Source organism: Sphingobacterium bambusae, from assembly GCF_033955345.1.
In the GTDB taxonomy this organism is placed as follows: Bacteria; Bacteroidota; Bacteroidia; order Sphingobacteriales; family Sphingobacteriaceae; genus Sphingobacterium; species Sphingobacterium bambusae.
The window spans coordinates 3669479-3694166 of sequence record NZ_CP138332.1 but is presented as its reverse complement, the minus strand read 5'-3'; the positions used below and the strand labels follow the sequence as shown (position 1 = coordinate 3694166).

Here is a 24688-nt window from a genome sequence, read left to right as displayed (position 1 = left end):
CCGAACAACAAATTTCGTTAAAATTTATTGTTCGGCAACTATGATATCAATTATTAAAAACCTAGCCTATCGTCATCCAGTTGACCTTCTTCCGAGGATGTTCCGTGGAAAGGCTGATATTTGCTACAATCTAGTTCTCGCGTTAATCCGCCTGGTGGCAACGGAAAATCCTCTTGTGTATAGTGCAGTTGCTTATCGTTATACACCTTTCGCATATACAAACCAAAAATCGGCAATGCCGCCGCAGCACCTTGGCCGGAGGCCATGCTATGGAATCGAATACCGCGATCTTCCGCTCCGGTCCAAACGCCGGTAACCAAATCTGGGGTGATACCGATAAACCAAGCATCCGAGTTGTCGTTCGTGGTACCCGTCTTACCGCCCATCGGATTAGTCAGCCCGCCATACTCCGCTCTTCTTACCCGCGATCCTGTTCCACCATCAACGACTCCTTTAAGCATATTCACCATGATGTAAGCGGTTTCGCTATTCAGTGCTTTCACTACTTTTGGCATCTTCTCGTAGATAACTGTACCATTCTTATCTTCGATACGCAAAATCATCGTTGGCTCGATCCACGTACCTTGGTTGACAAACGCCGAATAGGCGCCTACCATATCGAAAACATTTGCCTCATATGATCCCAAGGCAATAGAAGGATAGTTGGGAACTTCTGAGGTAATCCCCATTTTCTTAGTCAGCATCGCTACATTCTGCGCAGACACTTCGTTAATCACATATGCACTGGCAAAGTTTTGCGAATACTTAAGTGCATCTTTCAGCGTAATAGGGTCGCCTCCCTGTGTCGTTCCACGAGGCGTCCAGTTGCCATAGGTCTGCATATGATTGGGCACCGTAAAACAAGGTGAATAGCCGTTGTCAATAGCCGTAGCGTAGGTAAAAGGCTTCGCAGTAGAGCCGACTTGTCGTTGAGCTTGTTTAACATGATCAAATTTAAAATGCTCAAAATTTATTCCTCCCACCCAAGCTTTAATATGGCCGGTCTTCGGTTCCATAGACATTACCGCATTTCGTAAGAAAAGCTTGTTGTAACGGATCGAATCCATCGGTGTCATCACCGTATCTACATTACCTCTGTAGGTAAAGATGGTCATCGGCACCTTCTTCTGAAACTCCTTCTTAATATCCTCCTCGGAGAAACCAGACTCTTTAAGCGCACGGTAACGATCAGAATTACGCATACCTTTCACGAGCAACTTCGCATTATCCCCACGAAAGGGATCAGAATTTCTATACTGCCGATCGAAATCCCGTTGCAATTTCGTCATCCATTCTTTTTGCGCCTGCTCCGCATATTGCTGCATGGCGTAATTGATGGGTGTATATATACGCAAGCCATCCCGATCTAAGTCATAAGGCGTGCCATCTGCTTTCGTGATTGAGAGTTCCTTAAATGCCTTTTTGATCTCGTCTTTCAACATAGCGCGAAAGTAAGGTGCTAATCCTTCGCCATAGCTGGATATACTCAGCTTCAAGTTAATGGGATTACTTTTTGCTTTTGCTAATTGATCCGCCGTAAGAAAATTCTGATCGGCCATATTGTTCAACACCGTATTTCTACGCGACATCGCATTATCAGGAAATCGCACAGGAGAGTACACCGACGGGCCTTTCAACATACCCACCAAGATAGCCGCCTCCTCTGGAGACAATTTATCGGGAGTAGTGCTAAAAAACGTGCGTGCTGCCGACTTAATTCCGTAGGTGTTTTTGTAGCCGAAATCAACTGTATTAAAGTACATGGTAATGATCTCTTCCTTGGTGTAGCTTCTTTCAAGACGCACTGCCGTGATCCATTCCTGAAATTTCTGCATCACCCGCTTAAAGGTATTCCGCTCCCTGCGCTCGGAGAACAGATTTAACGCTAGCTGCTGGGTAATCGTACTTCCTCCCTGCTTATTGCCAAACAAGGTATGGAACACCGAGGTGATGGTACGCGAATAGTCTATTCCTGAATGGTCGTAGAAGCGCTTATCTTCTGTCGAGATCAGTGCCTGGATCAAATAAGGCGACAATTCACTGTATTTTACGTTGGAACGATTGTGTCTGTAGTAAGTCCCCAAAACCTGAAGATCATCGGAAAGGATTTCCGACGCAAGGTTACTCTTCGGGTTCTCCAACTCCTGAAAAGAAGGCAGCTTGCCAAAAACACCGAAACGAACACTCGCGATAAACACCACACCCACCAAGATCACGACAGCCAATATTTTCCAAAAATTGAAGGTATATCGCTTGATATCTTCTGCGGTCAATTTACTTTGCTTTGATTCTCTCTTCATTGTATTTTAAAATACGATTTTATTGCTCTTTGTATACCTGATGGTAATTTCTGATTTGTATCCCATCAGTTAACGTGCCAATTGCCTCTCTTGTTATGATAAAGCTGTTGTAATCTTCTTGTGGCACTTTCATTATTTCAGGTAACAAAGGTAAGATTCTCGTTTCATAAGTTTTAACTTCTTCAAAAGTTTCGAAGGGCCCAACGAATAATAACTGGTTTTCGGCGTTCACCAAATTGAGCTGATGGTTGATTGCGTTCCGCGCATAGCGTGATCTATTGAACTGACCAATACCATATCGGCTTGGCGCTAGATTGACGCGAGGATCCATCACATTGATGGCAAAATAGTAGGTAGCTGTATCGGGGAACAACTTTTTATCCCTATAGTCATTTGCACCGAAATCAATAGTAGCCCCCCCTACATCCAACTTCCTACCTTCCAAGCTTGTTGTTTTCGAAAGCTGCAGTCCTGTTTTCACCGCAGTAGAGCCGTTGGCAGGATCAATATGCCGCACCGCTCGTTCCTCCTCTGCCAGCAACTCTTCCACCACTGCCGAATCCAATCCAGACGAACGAATATTTGCCGACAGCACGCCGCCAGCAACCGTTGGTAAAACCTGCTGTCTCTTGTCCAAGACTTGTCCCTTAATGCTGGCAGCTTTCGCTTTTTGTTGTTCAAGCAATGCCACTACCTCATTCCGCTTTGCTTCCTCCGTTTTTTGCTCCACCTGTTTAGGTTGTGGATCTTCCTTTTTTGGAGGTTGCGATATCGCGACCGCAGTTCTGTAATCGCCATTTATATGTAACGATGGCCAAGGCGTCATATCAGGTTCATCCAAAAAAGATACACGAAGGTTATCCTTGTCCTGCAAGGCATTTACCCTGTTAACAAACATAGCGGGATGTTCGTCCATAAACGCCCTGTTGGCACGTGCTAAGGGCACAACCAAACTATCCGAGGGATAGCTTACAATAATATCGTCAAGAGCAGTCTTGAACGCGTCGATCAAGCCCACACGCCCTATCGCCAATGCCCTTAAGTAAGCAATCTGGGCAGCCATCGCTTGCTCGCGAAACGCTCCTTGAAGATCCGCGTCGGCCTGTCTTATTACCGCAACATGATCGCCCTGAGCATACAGGGTAAACAAACGCTCAAAGGCCCTATCCAATGTCCGTTTATCACGGGCAACCTTATCCATATAGTATGGATCTTGTGCAAGCATGGCCAGCGTGTTGGTCGGAAACTCCTTGATCAAGCGATTCCTGTATAAACTACTTTTTTGTGGATCACGCTCTTCATACATTCGAAACAACGCATACAGGACGGTCGGTGCTTCTGCTGAATGAGGAAAACGCTCTAAAATTTCTTCGTAGAGAACAATAGCTTTATCGTCATCTCTGATATATGCTCGATAGATATTCCCAATCGCAATCATATGGTCATGGATACCCTGCTGCAGCCGTGTAACATCAACTTCGGTAATCGGCATGGCGTCAAGGTATTTTTGGGGATATTGCAGCAGATATCCCTCAGCATCCCACTCATCATTTTTCTCGGCAGGAACGATATTATCCGTGTATACCGGCTGCGTGGCAATTTGCTGTGGGGCGAGATCGCCAGCGAAGCGCCAATCATCTTTCAATTGCCTATTACCCCATTTTCTTTTAAACTCCGAGGCGCCCAACAACAAAGCATCTTGGTTATTGAAATAAAATCGGCTATCCGAAAAAATAGAGGCCGGTAGATCCGTGTTTTGATTGGGTAGCGTATGTTGAACAGCGGCATATTCTGCGATTGGTCTCTTTTTTTCAGCCCCGCTAGGTACACTTTTTTTCAGCGCCATTTCTTGTTCGCGCTGAGCAAGCGATTGCCGGGCCAATGAATCTAAAAATATTCCGCGCAGCTCATCAGTCATTTTTCCCAATGCAAGCAAGGTATCCTGCCAAAGGATTTCTTGGTAATGCGTGGTTAGTTCGTTCATATAAGCCAGCTTTCGGCGCAGCTTGTTGACGTCGGTATAAGTATTTGGCAGAACAGTAGCCGTACTATCATAATACAACTGCGCATAATGATACTTTTCTTTGGAAAATAAATAGTCAGCTATCACTAAAAACGTCTCCGTTTGCTGATAAGGGTTTCTGTCCACATGATTTAACGATCTGTTAAAATAACGCATCGCCTGTTCCTCCTCGCCTCCATGGAGGTAGATCTTTCCTATTTCAAATAAAATCTGATCGCGATAACCACTGTTCTTGCCTTCGTTGAGCATACGCAAAAAAGGCTTAACGCGAAGCGCCAAATTGGAGCTATCCTGAGCGCTTTGGCCGTATGCAGATTGCAATGACGCTTCAAAAGCCATATCAAAAGGCACATTACTTTTAGCGAGTGTGCGAAATAGTGCATAGGCCTCCTCATTGTTGCTATCTCGGTACAATTGTGCCAACAGAAACTTCCACCGATACTGTTCAGCTCCTCGTTTAGTGGATGCAATGGCGTACTTCAAAAATGGTATTGCTTGCTCCTCTTTCCCTACCTGCAAGAGATAATTGGCCTTGGCTGCATGCACAAATGTTTTTGTCTTGGCCTCATCATTCAAAAACATAAAAGCCGAATCCACCAAATATCCTGCGGCATCAAGCTTTCCGAGCTGCAGATAGGCTCGGGATTTCCAAGCGTAAGCTAAAGCCTTGAAGGACGCTTGCTCGGGGCGCGCATCTTGAATCAACTTATCAAAAAATGCCGACGCCGTATAGTAAGAACCTTTCATGTAGTAGGCTCGTCCGATCAAAAAGTAGGCATCATTGATATACCGGCTTTCCTGCTTGTTGTTAACAATTTTGTAAGCTTTTTGAATTAGTGAATCCATTGCTTTGTGCGGATCACCTTTTGTCGTTGGCTCGTCAAACACGGAGAGTCGAACCTGATAATTTTTGTCCGCAGCTAGATAAATGGCTCGTCGCTCCTGTTCCAACATCAGATTGGCATTATACGAAATATTATATCTCGATGTAACATTTTGAAAAAAATCGGTCTTGAGGCTATCTTCGCTGATCTGCTTTACACCTGAGCGACTACCCCGAAATAGCTGACATGAGCTGACTACTATCAGGCAAAAAAACGGTAAAATAAGGCATAACGGAAACCGGTTCCAAATTAGTTTGTCGTCTATTAATTTCATGCAGCAGTTGAATCTCTTTTAGGCTTATATGCTTGGAGATTATCTTCATAGCAAAAATACCATTATTCAGAGAATTCCAATCCAATTTTCGCGAAAAATCCTGCATACTTTCTTCAGTTATAGCTTTTAGCCGATTTGTCAGTTGATTTTTATAGGGCTGTATGGATTAAAACACTACTTTAGGAAAAAATTTGGTTCTACCTTTTTTATATCTTCATGTTGCACAAAAAGACCTCAGGTTTGTTTTTTATCTTTTTGACAGTAGTCATTGATACAATCGGCCTCGGCATCATCATACCCGTTCTCCCCTCGCTCATCAAGGAACTGATCCACGGCGATCTAAGCGAAGCTTCCCGTTACGGGGGATGGTTGATGTTTTGCTATGCTTTCACGCAGTTTATCTTTGCTTCGGTGCTGGGCAACCTCAGTGACTGTTATGGTCGGCGCCCTGTGCTTCTGTTTTCCCTTTTAGGTTTTTCGATAAATTATGTGTTGATGGGGTTTGCACCATCTATAGGCTGGCTGTTTCTTGGAAGGCTCATTGCTGGTGTCACCGGCGCCAGTCACACGGTAGCTGCAGCCTACATCGCTGACATCAGCACGCCGCAGAAGAAAGCCCAAAACTTTGGTCTTCTTGGTGCCGCCTTTGGGTTGGGCTTTATCATCGGCCCCGTTATCGGTGGGTTGCTGGGCCAGTTTGGATCACGCATTCCTTTCTTTGCGGCCGGGGGCCTCAGCCTGCTAAATTTGATTTACGGATACTTTGTTGTACCCGAATCCCTACCATCAGCAAATCGACGCGGCTTCTCCTGGCGCAATGCCAATCCTGTTGGTGCTTTTCAACACATGAAAAAGTACCCGCAAATATATGCCCTCGTGAGCTGTATATTCCTCGTCAATCTTGCCGCTCACGCGGTGCAGAGCACCTGGTCATATTACACCATGGAAAAATTTCAATGGGACGAAAAAATGGTAGGCATCTCGCTCGGTTTTATTGGTACCCTGCTCACCATCGTACAGGCCGGCCTGCTGCGTATTGCCATTCCAAAATTGGGTCTGCCACGATCGATCTTAATCGGCCTCCTTCTGCATAGCATTTCCCTTCCACTTATCGCACTGGCACCATCCACTTGGATGTTGTTCGCATTTAGTGTCATCTATGTATGTGGTGGTATCGGCGGCCCAGCGATACAAAGCCTCATCTCCAACCTAACCCCCGCTAATGAACAGGGACAAATACAGGGAGGAATTGCATCGCTGATTAGCCTGACCGCTATTTTCGGACCTTTGTTAATGAGCAACCTATTCGCATTCTTTGCCAAAGATAGCACAGCCTACTACTTTCCGGGCGCTCCGTTTGTCATGGGAGGAGCCATGACACTTACGGCCTTGCTCATCGCTTATGTTTACTTCCAGAAAACTAGGGTTTCGAAATAAGACAAACGGCATAGGCAACGACACCTTCTTCCCTACCAATAAATCCCATCGTTTCATTGGTTGTAGCCTTGATCGATATATCGTCGGCGTCCAAACCCGTCACCTCCGACAGATGCGCTTTCATGGCGGGAATATAGGGCTTAATCTTCGGCGCCTCCAACACCAACATGGCATCGATATTGCCTAATTCATAACCTTTCTCACCGATAAGACGTACGCACTCCTTGAGCAGCAGCAAGCTGCTTATTCCTTTCCATTTGGGATCTGTGTTGGGAAAATGGTACCCGATGTCCTCTAAATTTGCCGCGCCTAAAATGGCATCACAAATGGCATGAACCAGCACATCAGCATCGGAATGCCCAAAGGCTCCTGCATGGTGATCGAGGGTTACTCCACCTACCACAAACGGATGTCCTTCTCTCATTTGGTGAACATCAAAACCAAAACCAACCTTTATTTTCATCATACCGCTAATTTATGTAATAATGCATTATGATCGATTAAATATCGATAAGCAACTCCAAACGAGCTTGTAGATCACACCCATAAATATTGCGAGAACGCTAAAAAACATCATTTAAACCTCCTTAGCTATACATAGTAATATTTATTTACTACTTTTGACGTGTAAGTTCATAACTCTACCCTATGATAAGAACAGATCGGTTTATGCTAAAAAGGATCGTCATCCTTGTGGTGCTTTTATCCTTCATGGCTACATTTCATTCCTGCAAAAGCAAAAGAGCGGGCAAAGACCTTTCTCCAAAAACTGGCGTGGCCTATAATGACCCAAACAATGGAGGATTGCAGATCAACAGAAAAGTTAAGGAGACACCTGGGCCAGGTTTGGTAGCCGTGGAAGGGGGAACCTTTGTTATGGGAGGAAGCTTAAACGAAGATTTGGGCTATGCACACGACAACCTAAAACGCCGCGTTACCGTGGCCTCCTTTTACATAGACGAAACGGAAGTATCCAATGCCGATTGGTTGGAATATTTACATTGGATTGCGCAAAACTTCCCAGACGATGGCAAGTTATACTATGACGCGTTACCGGATTCCCTTGTTTGGCGCCATCCGCTGTCCTACAATGAGCCCTACGTAAACCTCTACCTTCGCCACCCGTCTTTTCAAGACTATCCTGTGGTTGGAGTATCTTGGGAACAGGCGAATGCTTATTGCCAATGGAGAACCGATCGGGTCAATGAAAACGTGCTACGGCAGTCGGGCGTGTTGGTAGACTACAAAACCAAAGCAACTCAAAATAGTGGAGGCGAAGCCTTCAATACAGAGATATACCTGAATGGGCAGCTACGTGGCGCGGGAATCGATGGGCCGAACATGCCCAACGACAACAGACCTGGCGCGCAAGCCAATGCACGCCGCACCGTTCGTATGGAAGACGGTATCTTAAAGCAACCCTACCGCTTGCCTACGGAGGCGGAATGGGAGTATGCCGCATTAGGGCTGATCGGAAATACCATTGCCGGCAATATCGAAAATAGCCGCACCTATCCTTGGAGTGGATTGGGCGTTCGTTCTGACAAAAGAAAGAACCAAGGCCGCATGTTGGCCAACTTCAAGATCACGAGCGGAAATAATATGGGCGTGGCGGGAGACCTGAATGACGGAGGCGATATTACCGTACCGGTGATGAGCTACGGACCTAACGATTTTGGCTTGTACAACATGGCAGGAAACGTTAACGAATGGGTAAACGATGTTTATCGCCAACTATCGTTTGAAGATTTTGAAGACTTCAATCCTTTCCGAGGGAATGTTTTTATGGACAATCAATATGAGAACACGGAAGGACGCGTCTTGGCTAAAGATAAATATGGACGGCCGATAAAAGTTCCTGCGAAGGCACCACGCAAACAAACTTGGGAAGAACTACAAGCACAACGTGGATCGGAAGATCAAAGCAGTACCTATCAGTACGATGCACGTGGCGCCGATGATGAGGAAATGAAAGAGCTGTATGGCAAGACAACCTTGGTGAACAATAAGAGCAGAGTTTTCAAAGGAGGTTCTTGGAACGACCGCGCATACTGGCTAAATCCAGCGACACGCCGTTTTATGCAACAGGATGAATCTAATGCGATGACCGGCTTTCGCTGTGCGATGACCATGGTAGGTAACGTTTTCGGGCCTGCGCAAGGAGCTGCAAAGAACAGGCCGCGTCGCACTTCTGCGCCTTAAACTGCTGTTCATGAAAATGTGCCCAAAAGCATCTTTTCATGAACAGCCAACTTTATATTTTCGCGAACAGCAACGAAAGCTGTTTGATGAATCCATTAAGGCGTAGCGTGTAGTTTCCTAGACCGCACTAGCCTTTTACGCAGCGGATCATCATAAAAAAGAAAAAAAACGTCAATACGAAGGTTACTATTTAGCTAAAAAGGTATTAACAAGTGAGTAAGGAGAAAAGCGATATAAGCATTGATTTGGAAATCCTTCGCGGTATTGAATCCGGAAATAGTTTAGCTATACAAAAGCTGTATAAAGTGTATTTCCCACCTATCGCCAAGATGATTATCAATAATCAAGGAAGCAGAGAAGAAGCTCAAGATATCTTTCAAGAAACCGTCATGGTCCTCTATGACAAAGTAAGCCGAGGGAATTTCGAACTGAGTAGTAAGCTACAGACCTTTCTATATGCTGTCTCAAAAAGACTATGGCTAAAACAACTTACTCGTGGAGAATCTAAGTATCATAAAGATCAAATTGATGACTTAGAGGATTCATTGGCTGCTGAAGAAGCCATCGAGGAACACACAATGACTGAGGCAAACTTAGTGCAGATGGAAGACGCACTGCATAGCCTTGGAGAGCCGTGTAGAACTATTCTGCATGATTTTTACATTAAAAATGCCTCGATGACGGATATTTGTGAAAAGTTTGGATATACCAATCCCGACAACGCGAAAAACCAAAAATACAAGTGTCTTCAGCGCCTCAAAAAAATGTTTTTTAAAAAGTAAGGTACAAGCGTGTCATGGAAGGCTTAAGTCATCAAGAATTTTTAACGTGGGCAGATCGTTATCTTCGCAGCGAGTTATCGCTGGCGGAGCAATCAGATTTTGAAAAATATTGTGTGGAGAATCCCACATATGCCGCTATGTTCGCCGAACATAAAGCATTGATACAAAGCCTACGGCAGACGGAAGCTAGAATGGCTTTCAAGAAAAATCTAGCAAAAACAGCCAATAGTTATACTTTGGATCATGAAATCAAGAAGCCGGCTAAGATTATCAAGCTATGGCAAAAATTACAGCTGAATGCAGCTGTTGCTGCAGCCATTGCAATTGTTTCGGTCTTTTCCACTCTTTGGCTTACCGGATATTACAGCACACTCAAGAAAACTAGCACAGACTATAGTGCTTTGCGCCGTGACATGAACAATGTCAAGCGTAATGTCAATGCGCACAATGCGGAAATCAAAAACATCAAAAGCGACAAGGATAACACCGAAGCTATGCATTTTGGTGCTACCGGTTTTATGATCACTCGAGATGGCTATGTGGTAACCAACTACCATGTGATCACTGGTGCCGATTCCGTGCATCTGCAAAACCATCGCGGCCAATCCTTTAAAGCGGATATCATTTTCACCAACCCAGAGAAAGATTTAGCGATTCTTCATATCAGTGACTCTACGTTTAAATCCCTAAAGAATATCCCTTATACATTTAAAAAGCAGGATTCTGATTTAGGAGAAGACATCTACACCATCGGATTCCCTCGTGATGAAGCCGTTTATGGACAAGGCTACTTGAGCTCTTCCACAGGTTATGCTGGTGATACATTGGCCTACCAGATATCTATTCCGGTTAACCCTGGTAATAGTGGTGGCCCGGTGCTGGACAAAGATGGTAATGTAATAGGGATCATCAGCGGCAAGCAAAAAGGTATTGACGGAGCAGCCTTTGCAATAAAGACAAAAGCCTTGGTGGAAACACTAAACAGCATTCCGGCAGATGCATTAAAAGGAAACATCGTATTGAGCAATCGCAACGGATTAAGCAATCTCAATCGCACCGATCAAATCAAACGTCTTCAGGACTATATTTACATCGTAAAAGTTTACTAAAATAACGCCATAAAATAAAAGCGCGGATCGATCATCGATCCGCGCTTTTATTTTATAGTGTACAGCCCCCTATTTATTAGGCTGTGGTGTTACCCGCAAATACGGCTTAATTTCCGTGAATCCTTTTGGAAATTTCGCAGGTATATCTTCCGTTTTAATAGCCGGCACGACGATCACATCCTGTCCATCAGACCAGTCTGCAGGCGTTGCCACCGAATATTGATCCGTCAACTGTAGCGAATCGATCACGCGCAAGATCTCGTTGAAATTACGGCCCGTCGATGCAGGATAGGTCAAGGTCAACTTTACTTTCTTATCCGGCCCTACGATAAAAACCGAGCGCACCGTTGCCGTAAGCGAGGCATTCGGGTGAATCATATCATACAGCTCAGCCACTGTACGGTCTTTATCCGCAATAATTGGAAACTCGACCGAGGTATTTTGAGTCTCGTTGATATCCTTGATCCAATTGAGGTGATCTTCCACCGAATCCACACTCAAAGCAAGCACCTTTACATTCCGTTTTTCGAACTCCGATTTCAACTGCGCTGTACGCCCCAATTCGGTCGTACAAACAGGTGTATAATCAGAGGGATGCGAATACAATACCGCCCATCCGCCATCAATATATTCGTAGAAATCTATAGGTCCTACCGATGTTTCTGCCTGAAAATTAGGCGCTGTATCTCCTAGTCTTAAACTCATATCGTCTGTCTATTTTAGAATTTTAAATTATTATCTACAAATTTAGTAGATTATTTTAATTTTCAAAATGTTACCCTCTCCTATTGAAAAAAAACAGACAAACATTACATTTCTTTTACTATGCTAGCATATTATTTTTCCTTATATTTGGTTAACTATATATAAATCGATTATGCATTTTGAACTAAACGAAGAGCATCAACTCATCCGGCAGACAGCTAAGGAGTTTGCGAAGTCTTTACGTGAAGGCGCTATCGAACGCGATGAAAAGGCTATTTTTCCCTTTTCCCATGTTAAAGAAATGGGCGAGCTAGGTTTTATGGGCATGATGGTGGAAGAGCGGTATGCCGGAGCAGGTATGGATACCTTAGCCTATGTTATCGCGATCGAAGAAATTTCGAAAGTAGATGCCTCCGCTGGCGTGATCATGTCGGCACACAATTCCCTTGTATTATACGGCTTGCAGGCTTTCGGCACAGACGCCCAGAAGGAAAAATACCTCAAGCCTTTAGCTTCCGGCGAAAAGCTGGGCGCATTCGCCCTATCCGAACCCGAAGCTGGATCAGACGCGACCTCGCAACATACGACAGCGCAGGATCAAGGAGACCATTACTTGGTAAACGGTACCAAAAACTGGATCACGAACGGTGGTAATGCAGACATCTATTTGGTTATCGCACAAACGCATCCCGAACAGGGTCATCGCGGAATAAATGCCCTTATCGTGGGAAAAGGGATGGATGGATTTACAATAGGCCCTAAAGAGAATAAACTAGGTATAAGAAGTTCCGACACGCATTCCCTGTTATTCAGCGATGTCAAAGTACCCAGAGAAAATAGGATCGGAGAAGATGGCTTCGGTTTCAAGTTTGCCATGAAAACCCTGGATGGAGGACGAATCGGGATTGCAGCACAAGCACTCGGTATCGCTGCCGGTGCCTACGAACTCGCCTTGGCCTACTCCAAGGAACGGAAAACCTTTGGCAAAGCAATTTGTGAGCACCAAGCTATCCAATTCAAGCTAGCCGACATGGAAATGGAAATAGAAGCCGCAAGACTGCTTACCTATAAAGCTGCTTGGCTTAAAGACCAAGGTAAGCCTTATGCCAAGGAAGCGGCCATGGCTAAACTGTATGCTTCAGAAGTGGCCATGAAAACGACCGTTGAAGCCGTGCAGATACATGGTGGATATGGGTATGTGAAAGAATACCATGTGGAGCGCATGATGCGTGACGCGAAAATCACGCAAATTTATGAAGGGACATCCGAGATACAGCGCCTCGTCATAGCGCGCGATATCTTGAAGTAGGGAAACGGTTACCCGTTTCCCACATTTCTTTATTTTGAAGCCAACAGGCTGTCGATGGTTGCCAAATTACCATAATCCTCGAAGGAGAAGCTCCCCAACTTTTCCGACACATAGCCGAGCAAAAATTTAGACCGTAGCAATAACTGCTGCTTTTCAACCGCATCTGCAGCTAGCAAGGCATCCCGTAGAAAGAGCAATGCCAATGGACGGATTTGCTCCACAAGCAGATCTTGGTCGACATAAGCCTTCAACTCTTCCTCTGTCGCCGTAATCATCCAAGAACGCTCCTTATTAAAAAATTCACGATAGCCGTTTTCTAACAGCACTGGATCAACAGGATCCTCAAATGCTTCGTGCTTATCGACCAATAGGCGTAAGAATTTGCCCATCTCATTGACCCAATTCAGGATCGTATCTTTTTCATATCGAATACCCATATACTATCTTATCTGTCCATCTCCTGTTACATACCATTTCTCGGTTACCAACTTCTCCAAAGCGAACGGTCCGCGGGCATGTAGTTTTTGGGTAGATATGCCAATCTCGGCCCCAAGGCCAAACTCACCGCCGTCCGTGAAACGGGTCGACGCGTTGGCATATACCGCAGCGGCATCTACCGCATCCATAAAAGTAGCAATCTTTTCGGCATCTTGCGACACGATACACTCCGAATGTTTTGAAGAATATTTGCCTATATGGCCTAAAGCCTCTTCAAATGAATGCACCAATTTTACCGAACATTGTAGGGACAGGAACTCCCGTCCAAAATCTTCATCGGCAGCCTGCTCCAAATAAGGATATTGCATGTCCGCTAACAGTGAATAAGCTCGCTGATCCGTAAAAACACGCACCTCATGTTCCAAAAAATACGGCACCAACTTAGCTAGAAACGCTTCACCAAGAACATCATCAACAAGCACCGTGTCTAAGGAGTTACATACAGATGGCCTAGAGATCTTTGCGTTGGCAACGATGCGTGCTGCTTTGTCCAAATCAGCCGTTTGCTCTACGTAGGTATGGCAAACACCAGCACCTGTTTCGATTACAGGCACTTTAGCGTGCTCCCGCACAAAGTCTATCAATGCCTGTGAACCTCGAGGAATGATGATATCGACATAGGTTGTTGCTGTCAATAGCTCGGAAACAAATTTCCGATCGGTAGGCAGGAGCAGCACCATATCCTGAGGTAAACGGAAGGCATCAATCGCGTCGCGAATAATACCAACCAAGGCATTATTAGTATGCCAAGCATCCGTCCCGCCCCGCAGCAAGCATACATTCCCCGATCGAATACAGAGCGCAGCAACGTCTACCGTTACGTTGGGTCGCGACTCATAGATGACAGCCACCACACCTAACGGTACTGTTTTCTTTTCCACGGTAAGTCCATTCTCCAATAATCTTTGAGATAGCAACTGCCCTGTCGGATCGGCCAATGCAGCCACCTCGCGAACGCTGGAAGCCAAAGCAAAGACACGTTGCTCTGTCAGCAATAATCGGTCATATCGCGTATCAGTAGCATCCATCCGCGCCAAATCTTTCGCATTTTCGCTTAAGATTTCCGCTACGCGCTCTTCTAAACCAACAGCAATGGCATGCAGCAATTCTCGTTTCCCTTCGTCCGACAATTTTTTCGCATATATAGTAGCCGCATGTGCAGCCTTCAATTCCTCTTGAATATCCTCTTTCATGTTATCCTCTTTTCAACACTGTCCTTCAATTGTCACAACAAGACGATATCGTCAGCATGTGCAACGGCGACATTTTTCTTTTTATGGATCGATGGCAAATCGACCACATCAATCTTCGCTTTCGCCACAGCGAAAACAACCCCTTCGGTATCGCAAATCTGAAATACCTCTCCCGTTTCCAGCCCTTGGTTTATTGCGATAATACCCACAGCCAACAAGCTCTTACGATTCTGTATAGCTTTCGCGGCTCCGGCATCCACCTGTATCAATGCTTTGATCAAACTACCACTAGCCATCCATTTATTGCGGGAGGACACCTTCTTCTCTTGTGGTCGACAAACTGTGCCGGTCTCCCCGCGAACGGCTTTCAAAATACCATCTTCGGTCTGCATACTGAATATAACCGCCTGGATACCCATCTGGTTGGCCAGTCGTGCAAAATTCAACTTGGATGTCATACCACCAAGACCAACTGCAGATTTCTCCTTACGCGCCAGCGATAGCGCATCCTTATCGATGGTACGGATTTCCGGGACAACAGCTCCTTTTGCATCCAACACGCCAGGAACGGACGTACTGAACAGAATCTGTTCTGCGCCGAACCCAACGGCAATCAGCGTCGCCAGTTCATCGTTATCCGAAAATTTGAGTTCCTTATTGCTTACCACATCGTTTTCATTTGCGATGGGTATTACATTGTTTTTCCAAAGCTCCTGATAGGTATCCTTAAGCTGCAAGAACTGCTCCCGATTCGCAAAATGCTGTCGTTCGCACAAACTTTGCGCAAGCGCTATCTTGAATGGCTTAAAGTAGGTGCTATACGTGCGTACCAACAGTGGGTTTCCAATAGCGGCCGCCGCCTTACGCTCAGATAGGCTGCCCTCATAATTGAGCAAAAACTTCTTCCCGGCAGCTACTGCACCCGAAGAAACCAAAACAATATTATATCGTTTCTGGAGCTGCGCCGTCTGTCGCGCGATCTCCAACACAATACGTTCATCGATATCTCCCTCTTTCGTCGTGATAGAGGCCGACCCGAACTTAATGACCAGTACCGGCTTCTTCATTTGATTAACAATTTGACAAACATTATAGGTTTTATTTAAACAAATGTAAATGTAACAAGCTTTTTTATAAAAAGTAAACTATTGGATCAATTTTAGAAAACACTTTGGTATGGTTTGTGGTTAGTCTTTAAATCAAAAGGAGATCCTATGAAGTACTTTGCCCTACTAATCGTTTCGCTATCGCTAACGGCCTGCAACGGCTCTACGGAAGGCAACAATTCAAATAATACGTCCAACTTAGCGCAGCTAGGGGGCGACAAAGATAACAACGGATGCCTTACTTCTGCCGGCTATACTTGGTCGAAAGTAAGGGAAGACTGTATACGCCCTTGGGAGGAGGCTATTACGATGAATGTTACCGACACGTCGACAAATTTTGAAACAGCCGCTTTTGTATTGATCGATTCTACCAAGCAACAGGCTGAACTGTTCTTAAAGGAAGAAGATGAAAGCATCCTATTGGATAGCATTTCTCCGTTATTATACAAAAACAAGCAATATACCCTTGCACAGGAAAACCACTGTTGGTCGCTCATCCATCAAAACGATACCCTTTACGAAGAAAAGAAATAAAGTAGGCTCTACCTACTTTATTTCTTTGCCAAATCGGTCTTCATAGAGCTTTTCCATGGCAAACATCTCATCGCGAAGCTTGGCTGCTCCCAAGAAATCCATCTCTTTCGCGGCCTTCTCCATCTGCTTACGCACATTTTCGATAGCTTTCCGCAAATCCTTATCACCCAAATATTCCATCACAGGATCTGCTGCAATCATGCTCGCTGCATCCGGTTCCACATAAGCTTTCGCCTCGCCCGGCTTATAATCGGCCACAGATGTCTGCTCCATAATCTCCTCTCGGGTTTTACCCACCGTACGTGGCGTAATACCGTGTTCCGTATTATAGGCTATTTGTTTTTCTCTACGTCGGTTCGTTTCATCAATCGTGATCCGCATACTATCCGTCATTTGATCCGCGTACATAATCACACGACCTTTATCGTTACGTGCTGCACGACCGATCGTTTGGATCAAGGATCGCTCCGACCGCAAAAAACCTTCCTTATCGGCATCCAAGATGGCTACCAAAGTCACTTCCGGCAAATCAAGTCCCTCCCGCAAGAGGTTGACTCCTACCAACACATCAAATTCCCCTAAACGTAGTCCACGTAGAATCTCTACCCGTTCCAAGGTCTTGATCTCGGAATGTATATAACGAACCTTGATATTCAGTCGGCTCATGTATTTCGTCAGCTCCTCGGCCATACGCTTGGTCAAGGTAGTAGCCAATATCCGTCCACCCTCTTTGATCGTTTTATCCACTTCCTCCAAGAGATCGTCGACCTGATTGATCGCCGGGTGAATCTCTATAATAGGATCTAAGAGCCCTGTCGGGCGGATAACCTGCTCTACGACTACACCTTCCGTTTGCTGCAATTCATAATCGCCGGGCGTTGCCGACACGTAAATCGTCTGGTTGGTCAGCGACTCAAATTCCGGAAAGTTTAACGGTCTGTTGTCTAAGGCTGCCGGCAAGCGGAAACCATGCTCCACGAGCGAAACCTTGCGCGAACGGTCTCCACCATACATGGCGCGCAATTGAGGCAAGGTAACGTGGCTCTCGTCGATCACCAATAAATAGTCTTCCGGGAAATAATCCAGCAGACAGAACGGGCGCATGCCGGGCTCTCGGCCGTCGAAAAACCGCGAGTAATTCTCTATTCCCGAACAGTACCCCAGTTCCCGCATCATCTCCAAATCGTAATTCACGCGCTCTTCCAGCCTTTTGGCCTCCAGCATCTTTCCTTCTTCTTCCAACTGCGTTTTGCGTTGCACCAACTCATCTTGGATCTCCCAAATCGATTTGGTGAATTTATCTTTAGGTGTCACAAAAAGATTTGCAGGAAACAGGGCGATATCTTCAATTTTCGATAGGGTCTTGCCCGATACGGGATCGATTTCCGTAATCTCGTCAATCTCGTCACCAAAGAAAGATATGCGGAAGGCATAATCCAAATAGGCCGGATACACGTCTACAATATCTCCCTTCACGCGAAATGTTCCTCTTTTAAAATCCGCCGTGGTGCGTGCATACAAGATTTCCACCAGTCGATGCAGAAAGGCATTCCTACTGATGGTCATGCCTACGGCAAAACGGAAGATAGATCGGGAAAAATCCTCGGGATTTCCCATACCGTAAATGCAGGATACCGAAGAGACCACCACAATATCTCTGCGCCCCGACATCAGCGAGCTGGTGGTCGCTAAACGCAATTTCTCGATCTCCTCATTGATCGCGAGATCTTTCTCGATATAAGTATTGGAAGAGGCTATAAAAGCCTCCGGCTGGTAATAGTCGTAATAAGAGACAAAATAATTCACCGAGTTCTCCGGAAAAAATTGTTTGAACTCTCCGTAGAGCTGCGCAGCCAGCGTTTTATTGTGGCTCAAAATCAAGGTAGGACGTTGCGTTTCTTGAATAACGTTAGCAACGGTAAATGTCTTTCCCGACCCCGTTACGCCCAATAATGTTTGGTAACGCTCGCCCTGTCCTATACTTGCTACTAACTCTTGAATGGCCTGCGGTTGATCTCCTGTCGGTTTATATTCCGATGTTAAACTAAATTTCATTCAAATCCTTCCGATTAAAGCTTAAAAATAATCAAAAAAGAATAAATTTTTATCGGCAGACTGTCATGTTCATGGTACAAAAATTGAAAGGCTTTTTGTAAATTAGTAAAAACAGGTTAACAATCCACGATATGGTAACGATTCTGACCAAAGAAAATAGTATCGCCAATCACTATCTAGTAGAGTTGCGCGATGTCAACATCCAACAAGATCGCTTACGCTTCCGCCGAAATTTAGAGCGTTTGGGCGAAATCACGGCATACGAAATCAGCAAGACACTTGCTTACAAACCTGCTTCGGTTGATACGCCCCTCGGCGTTGCCTCGCACAATGTGCTGGAACAACAACCTGTCTTAGCCACTATAATCCGTGCTGGACTTCCTTTTCACCAAGGTCTACTTAATGTGTTCGACCGCGCGGACAGCGCTTTCATAGCTGCCTACCGACACACCAAGAAAAGTGGGGAAATTGAAATCCATAAAAAATACAGCAATACACCAAATCTGGATAACCGGGTTGTTATAGTCGCCGATCCTATGTTGGCTACCGGCCAAAGCTTGGTATTGTGCTGCAAAGAACTCCTTGCAGAATATGCCATCAAAGAGCTGCATATCGCCGTTGTCATTGCTTCCGAAGAAGGTCTGCAACATGTGCGTGCCTTTCTGCCCGAAGCTCATTTATGGGTGGGTGCCGTTGATAAGGAGATGACATCAAAAGCGTACATCGTTCCGGGTCTTGGCGATGCGGGTGACCTTGCTTACGGGAACAGAGAAGCTTAATAATAACAGAAAATTAATATTAACAAAAAACATAATGCGCTATTTATCAATAAATTTATATCAAATATTTCATCATTATGGTTTGGCAAAAATACAATGGCGAAACGATTCGCTCCTCGATAAACGAGGCCGTTGAAGAAATCATCAAGGTAGAAACCCACCTAGGTAACAAGCTAAAAGTTTACATAGGCACGGATTCCCAAGTAAAACGGGGCATCATCGAATTCGCTACCGTTATTGTTTTTCTTCGGGAACACAAAGGTGGTTTTATGTTTATCCATCGCGATAGGAAAACCCAGCGGCAAAGCATCAAGGAACGCATGCTTACCGAAGTACAAAAATCCATCGACATTGCTTACCTCCTATGTCCGCTTCTCGATCAGTACCACATCGATCTCGAAGTACATGTCGACATCAACACCAATCCCAATTTCGAATCCAACGTAGCACTGAAAGAGGCCATGGGCTACATCATGGGTATGGGGTTTCAATTTAAAGCTAAGCCGGAGTCGTTTGCCAGCACCAACTGCGCAAACAAAATCGTACAATAGTACCGCTGGTTTAGTACACATCTCGAATGAAAGTGTATCTTTAAACGACAATTTAAAGGTATGCCTGAACTTTTCACCTCTTTATATCAGCAATTTCTTTCCACCACGGTATTAGAATGGATAGCCACCATCACAGGATTTCTATGCGTTTATCTAGCCGCGCGTCAAAATATCTTGAATTGGCCGATCAGCATCATCAGTGTATCCATTTACGCCTACCTCTTCTATCAAAATAAATTGTATGGCGACGCCGTACTCCAAATCTATTTCCTTTCTACGGCCGTCTATGGCTGGTATTATTGGCAATCGGCTGATAGCAGTGATACTAAGCCCGTCCAAAAGCTTACAAAACGACATATGCTGCTAACGACGGTCGTCATCTTGCTACTAGGCACCGTTTTGGGAGCGCTGCTTCGCCGATTTACCGATTCTGATGTACCTTATATTGATGGGCTATGCACGTCCATGAGTTTCGTCGCGCAGTTTCTTATGACGCGGAAAATTTTGCAGAACTGGCTCATTTGGGTTTTGGTGGACATCGTATACATTCCGCTGTATATGCACAAAGATTTAGTGTTGACCGCGATACTTTACGTTGCTTTTACTATAATTGCATGGAATGGCTATCGCGCTTGGCGCCATACGTACAAAAAAGAAAGAAATCAACTTGCATAACAATCATATACAGAAAATAGCCGTTGTCGGCCCAGAGTCTACCGGAAAATCTACCGTGGCCAACTACCTTGCCCGCCGATTGGACACCGTGTGCGTACCGGAATATGCCCGCTACTACTGTGCGGAGCTAAATCGGCAATACACGTTGCAGGATGAAGTCAACATGTTCTATGGCCAACGTGCACTGGAAGATGCTCTGCTCCCACTTGCAAAGAACGAAACACTGATCTGCGACACCACGATCTTAACGGTAAAAATCTGGTGCGACCATCTTTTTGGCAATACACCCAAGGAAGTAACGAACGAAATCAAGTCGAGAAAATATGACCTTTATCTACTGATGGACATTGACCTTCCTTGGCAGGATGATCCATTGCGTGACTTTCCAAATGACCGCGCACACTTCTTAGCTATTTGGCAAAAAGAGCTCGACGCCATTTCTGCCAACTACCATATTGTCTCCGGTCTTGGTGACGATCGCTTGGAAAAAGCCTTGGCTTTCTGCCAGCCATAGCCACAGGCTTATAAAAATAAAATCCCCATCTGTAGCAGACGGGGATTTTATTTATACGATATAACTCGACTAATAGCGGTATGCTTCAGGTTTGTAAGGACCTTCCACGGTAACACCGATATACGAAGCTTGTTCTTCCGTCAAGGTATCCAGTTCAACACCGATATGCGCCAAGTGCAAACGCGCAACCTTCTCGTCCAAATGTTTAGGTAAAGTATATACTTCTTTACCATATTGATCCGTGTTTATCCACAGCTCCAGTTGCGCCAATGTTTGGTTGGTGAAGGAGTTAGACATCACGAATGAAGGGTGTCCTGTGGCACATCCAAGGTTTACCAAACGACCTTCCGCCAAGAGGATGATATCTTTCCCGTCGATGGTATATTTGTCTACCTGTGGTTTAATTTCTACTTTGCTTCCGCCATAGTTACTATTCAACCAAGATACATCGATTTCATTATCAAAGTGACCGATATTACAAACCACTGTTTTATCTTTCATCAACTTGAAGTGCTCCGGACGTACAATATCTCTATTTCCTGTTGTGGTAACCACAATGTTAGCCTCCTTCACCGCATCCGCCATCTTTTTAACCTCATAGCCTTCCATTGCTGCTTGCAACGCACAGATAGGGTCGATCTCCGTCACGATAACACGAACACCTGCCGAACGCAAAGATTCCGCCGATCCCTTACCAACATCACCATACCCCGCAACTACGGCAACCTTACCGGCCAACATCAAATCTGTAGCACGACGGATTGCATCAACCAAGGATTCGCGACAACCATATTTGTTGTCAAACTTTGATTTGGTAACCGAGTCGTTGACATTGATCGCTGGGACATGTAGTGTACCATTTTTCATGCGCTCATACAAACGGTGCACACCTGTCGTTGTTTCCTCCGACAATCCTTTGATCCCTTCGATCAATTCCGGATATTTATCGAACACCATATTAGTTAGATCACCACCATCATCCAAAATCAGGTTGAGGGGCTGACGCTCTTCACCGAAAAACAACGTCTGCTCAATACACCAGTTAAATTCCTCTTCATTCATTCCCTTCCAGGCATACACCGGAATGCCCGCTGCAGCGATCGCCGCCGCCGCATGATCTTGGGTCGAGAAAATATTGCAAGAAGACCAAGATACGTCTGCACCAAGCTCCACCAATGTTTCTATCAATACAGCCGTTTGAATAGTCATGTGCAAACATCCAGCAATGCGCGCGCCCTGCAAAGGCTTGGCTGCGCCAAACTCCTTGCGAAGACTCATCAATCCTGGCATTTCAGCTTCCGCCAGTTCTATTTCTTTTCTACCCCACTCCGCCAAAGAGATATCTTTTACTTTGTAAGGTACATACGTAGTTTCTATCGAAGACATAATATTTTATATTTTACTACAAAAATAACCTATACAGGGTTGATTTCAAAGCGTTTTAGTACCCTTTCACTTCAAATCTGACATTATCTTGAGGATGCTATCTTGATTCAAGCCCCCTAATCACTTACCTTTGTCAAGAAGAGTTCATATACCTTGGCCCATGGCTTTTGGCTATTAGCACAAAGTATCATATTGTAATTTAGACGTTTTAATAAAAAAAAGATGTATCCAGAATATTTAGTAGCGCCAATGCGTCAAGAGTTAGTTGACGCGGGCTTCCAAGAATTAAAAACGGTGGAAGAGGTTGATACAGCAATCCCTGCCGAAGGAACAGTGTTCGTCGTTGTCAATTCCGTTTGCGGATGTGCGGCGGCAAATGCACGTCCAGCAGCTCGCTTTGCCGTTGAAAATGGCAAAAAGCCTACCAAATTGGTAACTGTATTTGCAGGAATGGAAAAAGACGCGGTAGATAAAGCGCGCGATTACATGTTGCCATACCCTCCATCTTCACCAGCAATGGCCTTGTTTAAGGACGGAAAATTGGTACACATGATTGAAAGACACATGATCGAAGGACGTCCGGCACAAATGATCGCCGACAACCTGATTGCAGCATTCGACGAATACTGCTAGTCTTCCTATTTTTGATTTTTGAATGAAGAGGCTTTCCTAATTTTTCGGGAAGCCTCTTTTTTATTATTTTTACACGTATTTAAACCTCTTTGTATGCGATTGTTATATTCCGTTATAGTACTATTCTTTGTTGTGTTGTTCTCCTCATGCACCACCAATAAAGAAGTTGATTTGATCGTCTATAACGCGAAGATATATACCGTAGACTCCAACTTTACCATCTACGAGGCATTAGCGGTAAAAAATGGCGTATTCGTAGATATGGGTACCAGCAAAGAGATACAACGTAAGTACGTTGCGAAAGACAGCATCAATGCGCTGGGCAAAGCGATATATCCTGGGTTTTACGATGCCCATGCGCACTTTTTTATGTTTGCCGACCTGCTGGATCAAGTCGATCTAAGCAATACCAGATCGCTTGCCGAAGTGGTGGAAAAGTTAAAGATTTACCAAGATGCTTACCCAGACCGAAAGTGGATTATTGGTGGTGGATGGGATCAGAACAAATGGGGTATTGCTGGCTTCCCAACAAAAGACAGTCTAGACAAGTACTTCCCCAACACACCGATCTTTTTATCGCGCGTGGACTATCATGCGGCCTTAGTAAACGGCAAAGCCCTCGAATTGGCACAGATCGACTCCCTATTTCGGGTGGAAGGCGGCCTAATCGTGAGCGATAGCATCGGCCGTCCGAGTGGCGTACTCGTCGACAATGCCATGTCTTTGGTGGCGCAACATATCCCCCTTCCCGAAGAACGTCCTTTGTTATTGGGTCTTCGACGGGCACAGGATTCTTTGTTTTCGGTAGGCTTGACCTCGATTGTCGATGCCGGCCTAACGATGGAACAGCTGGACTACCTCAAGAAATTTTACCAGCAGGATTCATTGAAAATCCGCGACTATGCGATGATTGCCGGAAATCCGAACAGTATAGACAAATACCTGAACGAAGGGTTTTATCAATCCGATCGGCTGTCCATTCGATCGATCAAGCTCATGGCCGATGGAGCATTGGGCTCTCGCGGCGCCTGCCTACTTGATCACTACCATGATGCGCCCACACGCGGATTTTTACTATACAGTCCCGAGCAGTTTGATGCCGTTGTTAAAAGATTGGCGGCCACCGAATTTCAGGTCAACACCCATGCTATCGGCGATTCCGCCAATAGGCTGATGCTCGACACCTACGGCAAATACCTCAAAGAACCTCAGAAAAGACGCTGGCGTATAGAGCATGCACAGGTGATTGCTCCAAACGACTTTGCTAAATTTTCCAAATACCACATTATCCCCTCAGTACAACCCACCCATGCCACCTCAGACATGTATTGGGCACAAGAAAGGCTCGGCGCAGAGCGGATGAAAGGAGCTTACGCCTACAAAGAGTTGTTAAAACAGTATGGCATGCTGGCTCTTGGCAGCGATTTTCCGGTAGAGCATTTCAACCCACTGTATGGGTTTCATGCTGCTGTTGCCCGTGTAGATAAAAGCGGGTTCCCACAAGGTGGATTCCAAATGGAGAATGCGCTATCGCGCGAAGAAGCATTACGAGGGATGACCATATGGGCTGCATATTCCTGTTTTCAAGAAAGACAGCGCGGTAGCATAGAGCGAGGGAAGGATGCTGATTTTGTGATCTTGGATGACGATATTATGCAGGTTGCCTTGGATCGAATACGAACGATAAAGACATTACGCACCGTAATAGCTGGTGAAACCGTCTATTCCAAGCTATAACA

Annotated in this window: 21 protein-coding genes; 12 read left to right on the top strand and 9 right to left on the bottom strand. The window is 45.2% G+C overall.

What is annotated here, in order from left to right; translation table 11 throughout:
• Positions 1-53: 53 nt before the first annotated feature.
• Positions 54-2300: a penicillin-binding protein 1A gene (locus SCB77_RS15325; protein ID WP_320182872.1), complete on the bottom strand. Its 2247-nt coding sequence runs from the start codon at positions 2298-2300 to the stop codon at positions 54-56.
• Between the two features lie 19 nt (positions 2301-2319).
• On the bottom strand, positions 2320-5481 hold the full coding sequence (gene porW, locus SCB77_RS15320) for a type IX secretion system periplasmic lipoprotein PorW/SprE (protein ID WP_452654012.1): 3162 nt from the start codon (positions 5479-5481) through the stop codon (positions 2320-2322).
• A 240-nt stretch (positions 5482-5721) separates the two neighbouring features.
• Between porW and SCB77_RS15315 the strand changes: the two genes are divergently transcribed.
• The gene (locus SCB77_RS15315) at positions 5722-6918 is read left to right on the top strand and encodes a TCR/Tet family MFS transporter (RefSeq protein ID WP_320182870.1); all 1197 of its coding nucleotides are present in this window, start codon (positions 5722-5724) and stop codon (positions 6916-6918) included.
• Here the strand turns inward: SCB77_RS15315 and ispF are convergent.
• Positions 6902-7381, bottom strand: coding sequence for a 2-C-methyl-D-erythritol 2,4-cyclodiphosphate synthase (gene ispF, locus SCB77_RS15310; protein ID WP_320186632.1), 480 nt, complete (start codon positions 7379-7381; stop codon positions 6902-6904). The genes SCB77_RS15315 and ispF overlap by 17 nt on opposite strands.
• A 185-nt stretch (positions 7382-7566) precedes the next feature.
• Here ispF and SCB77_RS15305 point away from each other — a divergent pair, with 185 nt between their 5' ends.
• From SCB77_RS15305 to SCB77_RS15295, 3 genes are all read left to right on the top strand, one after another.
• A complete protein-coding gene (locus SCB77_RS15305) occupies positions 7567-9120 on the top strand; it encodes an SUMF1/EgtB/PvdO family nonheme iron enzyme (protein ID WP_320182869.1) in 1554 nt (517 codons plus the stop codon).
• A gap of 212 nt (positions 9121-9332) precedes the next feature.
• Positions 9333-9902 carry an RNA polymerase sigma factor gene (locus SCB77_RS15300; RefSeq protein ID WP_320182868.1) on the top strand — a complete coding sequence of 190 codons (570 nt, stop codon included), beginning with the start codon at positions 9333-9335 and terminating at the stop codon, positions 9900-9902.
• 14 nt (positions 9903-9916) lie between these two features.
• Entirely contained in the window at positions 9917-11011 is a 1095-nt protein-coding gene (locus tag SCB77_RS15295) for a S1C family serine protease (RefSeq protein WP_320182867.1), read from the top strand.
• Between the two features lie 69 nt (positions 11012-11080).
• On the opposite strand, the gene SCB77_RS15290 is transcribed toward SCB77_RS15295, so the two are convergent.
• The gene (locus SCB77_RS15290; RefSeq protein WP_320182866.1) at positions 11081-11716 is read right to left on the bottom strand and encodes a peroxiredoxin; all 636 of its coding nucleotides are present in this window, start codon (positions 11714-11716) and stop codon (positions 11081-11083) included.
• Positions 11717-11888: 172 nt separating this feature from the next.
• On the opposite strand from SCB77_RS15290, the gene SCB77_RS15285 reads away from it, so the two are divergent.
• Positions 11889-13025 (top strand): acyl-CoA dehydrogenase, encoded by a 1137-nt coding sequence (locus SCB77_RS15285; RefSeq protein WP_320182865.1) that lies wholly within the window; start codon positions 11889-11891, stop codon positions 13023-13025.
• Positions 13026-13054: 29 nt separating this feature from the next.
• On the opposite strand, the gene SCB77_RS15280 is transcribed toward SCB77_RS15285, so the two are convergent.
• From SCB77_RS15280 to proB, 3 genes are read right to left on the bottom strand one after another with little or no spacing between them, the layout of a single operon-like run.
• Positions 13055-13462 (bottom strand): hypothetical protein, encoded by a 408-nt coding sequence (locus SCB77_RS15280; protein ID WP_320182864.1) that lies wholly within the window; start codon positions 13460-13462, stop codon positions 13055-13057.
• A gap of 3 nt (positions 13463-13465) precedes the next feature.
• Complete coding sequence (locus tag SCB77_RS15275; protein WP_320182863.1) at positions 13466-14716, bottom strand: glutamate-5-semialdehyde dehydrogenase; 1251 nt, start codon at positions 14714-14716, stop codon at positions 13466-13468.
• A 32-nt stretch (positions 14717-14748) separates the two neighbouring features.
• Positions 14749-15783, bottom strand: a complete 1035-nt coding sequence (gene proB / locus SCB77_RS15270; protein ID WP_320182862.1) for a glutamate 5-kinase — start codon at positions 15781-15783, stop codon at positions 14749-14751.
• A gap of 147 nt (positions 15784-15930) precedes the next feature.
• Between proB and SCB77_RS15265 the strand changes: the two genes are divergently transcribed.
• Positions 15931-16356 carry a hypothetical protein gene (locus SCB77_RS15265; RefSeq protein ID WP_320182861.1) on the top strand — a complete coding sequence of 142 codons (426 nt, stop codon included), beginning with the start codon at positions 15931-15933 and terminating at the stop codon, positions 16354-16356.
• Between the two features lie 12 nt (positions 16357-16368).
• Here SCB77_RS15265 and uvrB read toward each other — a convergent pair whose 3' ends face one another.
• Entirely contained in the window at positions 16369-18411 is a 2043-nt protein-coding gene (gene uvrB, locus SCB77_RS15260) for an excinuclease ABC subunit UvrB (protein ID WP_320182860.1), read from the bottom strand.
• A gap of 131 nt (positions 18412-18542) precedes the next feature.
• Between uvrB and upp the strand changes: the two genes are divergently transcribed.
• From upp to SCB77_RS15240, 4 genes are all read left to right on the top strand, one after another.
• The gene (gene upp, locus SCB77_RS15255; RefSeq protein WP_320182859.1) at positions 18543-19190 is read left to right on the top strand and encodes a uracil phosphoribosyltransferase; all 648 of its coding nucleotides are present in this window, start codon (positions 18543-18545) and stop codon (positions 19188-19190) included.
• A 77-nt stretch (positions 19191-19267) separates the two neighbouring features.
• On the top strand, positions 19268-19741 hold the full coding sequence (locus tag SCB77_RS15250; RefSeq protein WP_320182858.1) for a ribonuclease H-like YkuK family protein: 474 nt from the start codon (positions 19268-19270) through the stop codon (positions 19739-19741).
• 60 nt (positions 19742-19801) lie between these two features.
• Positions 19802-20416: a nicotinamide riboside transporter PnuC gene (gene pnuC, locus SCB77_RS15245; protein WP_320182857.1), complete on the top strand. Its 615-nt coding sequence runs from the start codon at positions 19802-19804 to the stop codon at positions 20414-20416.
• Positions 20361-20930 carry an ATP-binding protein gene (locus SCB77_RS15240; protein ID WP_320182856.1) on the top strand — a complete coding sequence of 190 codons (570 nt, stop codon included), beginning with the start codon at positions 20361-20363 and terminating at the stop codon, positions 20928-20930. The genes pnuC and SCB77_RS15240 overlap by 56 nt, the downstream gene beginning before the upstream one ends.
• A gap of 69 nt (positions 20931-20999) precedes the next feature.
• On the opposite strand, the gene ahcY is transcribed toward SCB77_RS15240, so the two are convergent.
• The gene (gene ahcY, locus SCB77_RS15235; RefSeq protein ID WP_320182855.1) at positions 21000-22316 is read right to left on the bottom strand and encodes an adenosylhomocysteinase; all 1317 of its coding nucleotides are present in this window, start codon (positions 22314-22316) and stop codon (positions 21000-21002) included.
• Between the two features lie 222 nt (positions 22317-22538).
• Between ahcY and SCB77_RS15230 the strand changes: the two genes are divergently transcribed.
• Both SCB77_RS15230 and SCB77_RS15225 read left to right on the top strand, forming a co-directional pair.
• Positions 22539-22949: a BrxA/BrxB family bacilliredoxin gene (locus SCB77_RS15230; protein WP_320182854.1), complete on the top strand. Its 411-nt coding sequence runs from the start codon at positions 22539-22541 to the stop codon at positions 22947-22949.
• 93 nt (positions 22950-23042) lie between these two features.
• Positions 23043-24686: an amidohydrolase gene (locus SCB77_RS15225; protein WP_320182853.1), complete on the top strand. Its 1644-nt coding sequence runs from the start codon at positions 23043-23045 to the stop codon at positions 24684-24686.
• Positions 24687-24688 lie beyond the last annotated feature (2 nt).

Coding starts and splice junctions, on each gene's coding strand:
- SCB77_RS15265 (WP_320182861.1), top strand. CDS start 15,931: ATGAAGTACTTTGCCCTACTAATCGTTTCGCTATCGCTAACGGCCTGC.
- SCB77_RS15280 (WP_320182864.1), bottom strand. CDS start 13,462: ATGGGTATTCGATATGAAAAAGATACGATCCTGAATTGGGTCAATGAG.
- pnuC (WP_320182857.1), top strand. CDS start 19,802: ATGCCTGAACTTTTCACCTCTTTATATCAGCAATTTCTTTCCACCACG.
- SCB77_RS15290 (WP_320182866.1), bottom strand. CDS start 11,716: ATGAGTTTAAGACTAGGAGATACAGCGCCTAATTTTCAGGCAGAAACA.
- proB (WP_320182862.1), bottom strand. CDS start 15,783: ATGAAGAAGCCGGTACTGGTCATTAAGTTCGGGTCGGCCTCTATCACG.
- porW (WP_452654012.1), bottom strand. CDS start 5,481: ATGAAATTAATAGACGACAAACTAATTTGGAACCGGTTTCCGTTATGC.
- SCB77_RS15305 (WP_320182869.1), top strand. CDS start 7,567: ATGATAAGAACAGATCGGTTTATGCTAAAAAGGATCGTCATCCTTGTG.
- ispF (WP_320186632.1), bottom strand. CDS start 7,381: ATGAAAATAAAGGTTGGTTTTGGTTTTGATGTTCACCAAATGAGAGAA.
- SCB77_RS15230 (WP_320182854.1), top strand. CDS start 22,539: ATGTATCCAGAATATTTAGTAGCGCCAATGCGTCAAGAGTTAGTTGAC.
- SCB77_RS15225 (WP_320182853.1), top strand. CDS start 23,043: ATGCGATTGTTATATTCCGTTATAGTACTATTCTTTGTTGTGTTGTTC.
- SCB77_RS15285 (WP_320182865.1), top strand. CDS start 11,889: ATGCATTTTGAACTAAACGAAGAGCATCAACTCATCCGGCAGACAGCT.
- SCB77_RS15250 (WP_320182858.1), top strand. CDS start 19,268: ATGGTTTGGCAAAAATACAATGGCGAAACGATTCGCTCCTCGATAAAC.
- uvrB (WP_320182860.1), bottom strand. CDS start 18,411: ATGAAATTTAGTTTAACATCGGAATATAAACCGACAGGAGATCAACCG.
- SCB77_RS15295 (WP_320182867.1), top strand. CDS start 9,917: ATGGAAGGCTTAAGTCATCAAGAATTTTTAACGTGGGCAGATCGTTAT.
- SCB77_RS15325 (WP_320182872.1), bottom strand. CDS start 2,300: ATGAAGAGAGAATCAAAGCAAAGTAAATTGACCGCAGAAGATATCAAG.
- SCB77_RS15240 (WP_320182856.1), top strand. CDS start 20,361: ATGGCTATCGCGCTTGGCGCCATACGTACAAAAAAGAAAGAAATCAAC.
- ahcY (WP_320182855.1), bottom strand. CDS start 22,316: ATGTCTTCGATAGAAACTACGTATGTACCTTACAAAGTAAAAGATATC.
- SCB77_RS15275 (WP_320182863.1), bottom strand. CDS start 14,716: ATGAAAGAGGATATTCAAGAGGAATTGAAGGCTGCACATGCGGCTACT.
- upp (WP_320182859.1), top strand. CDS start 18,543: ATGGTAACGATTCTGACCAAAGAAAATAGTATCGCCAATCACTATCTA.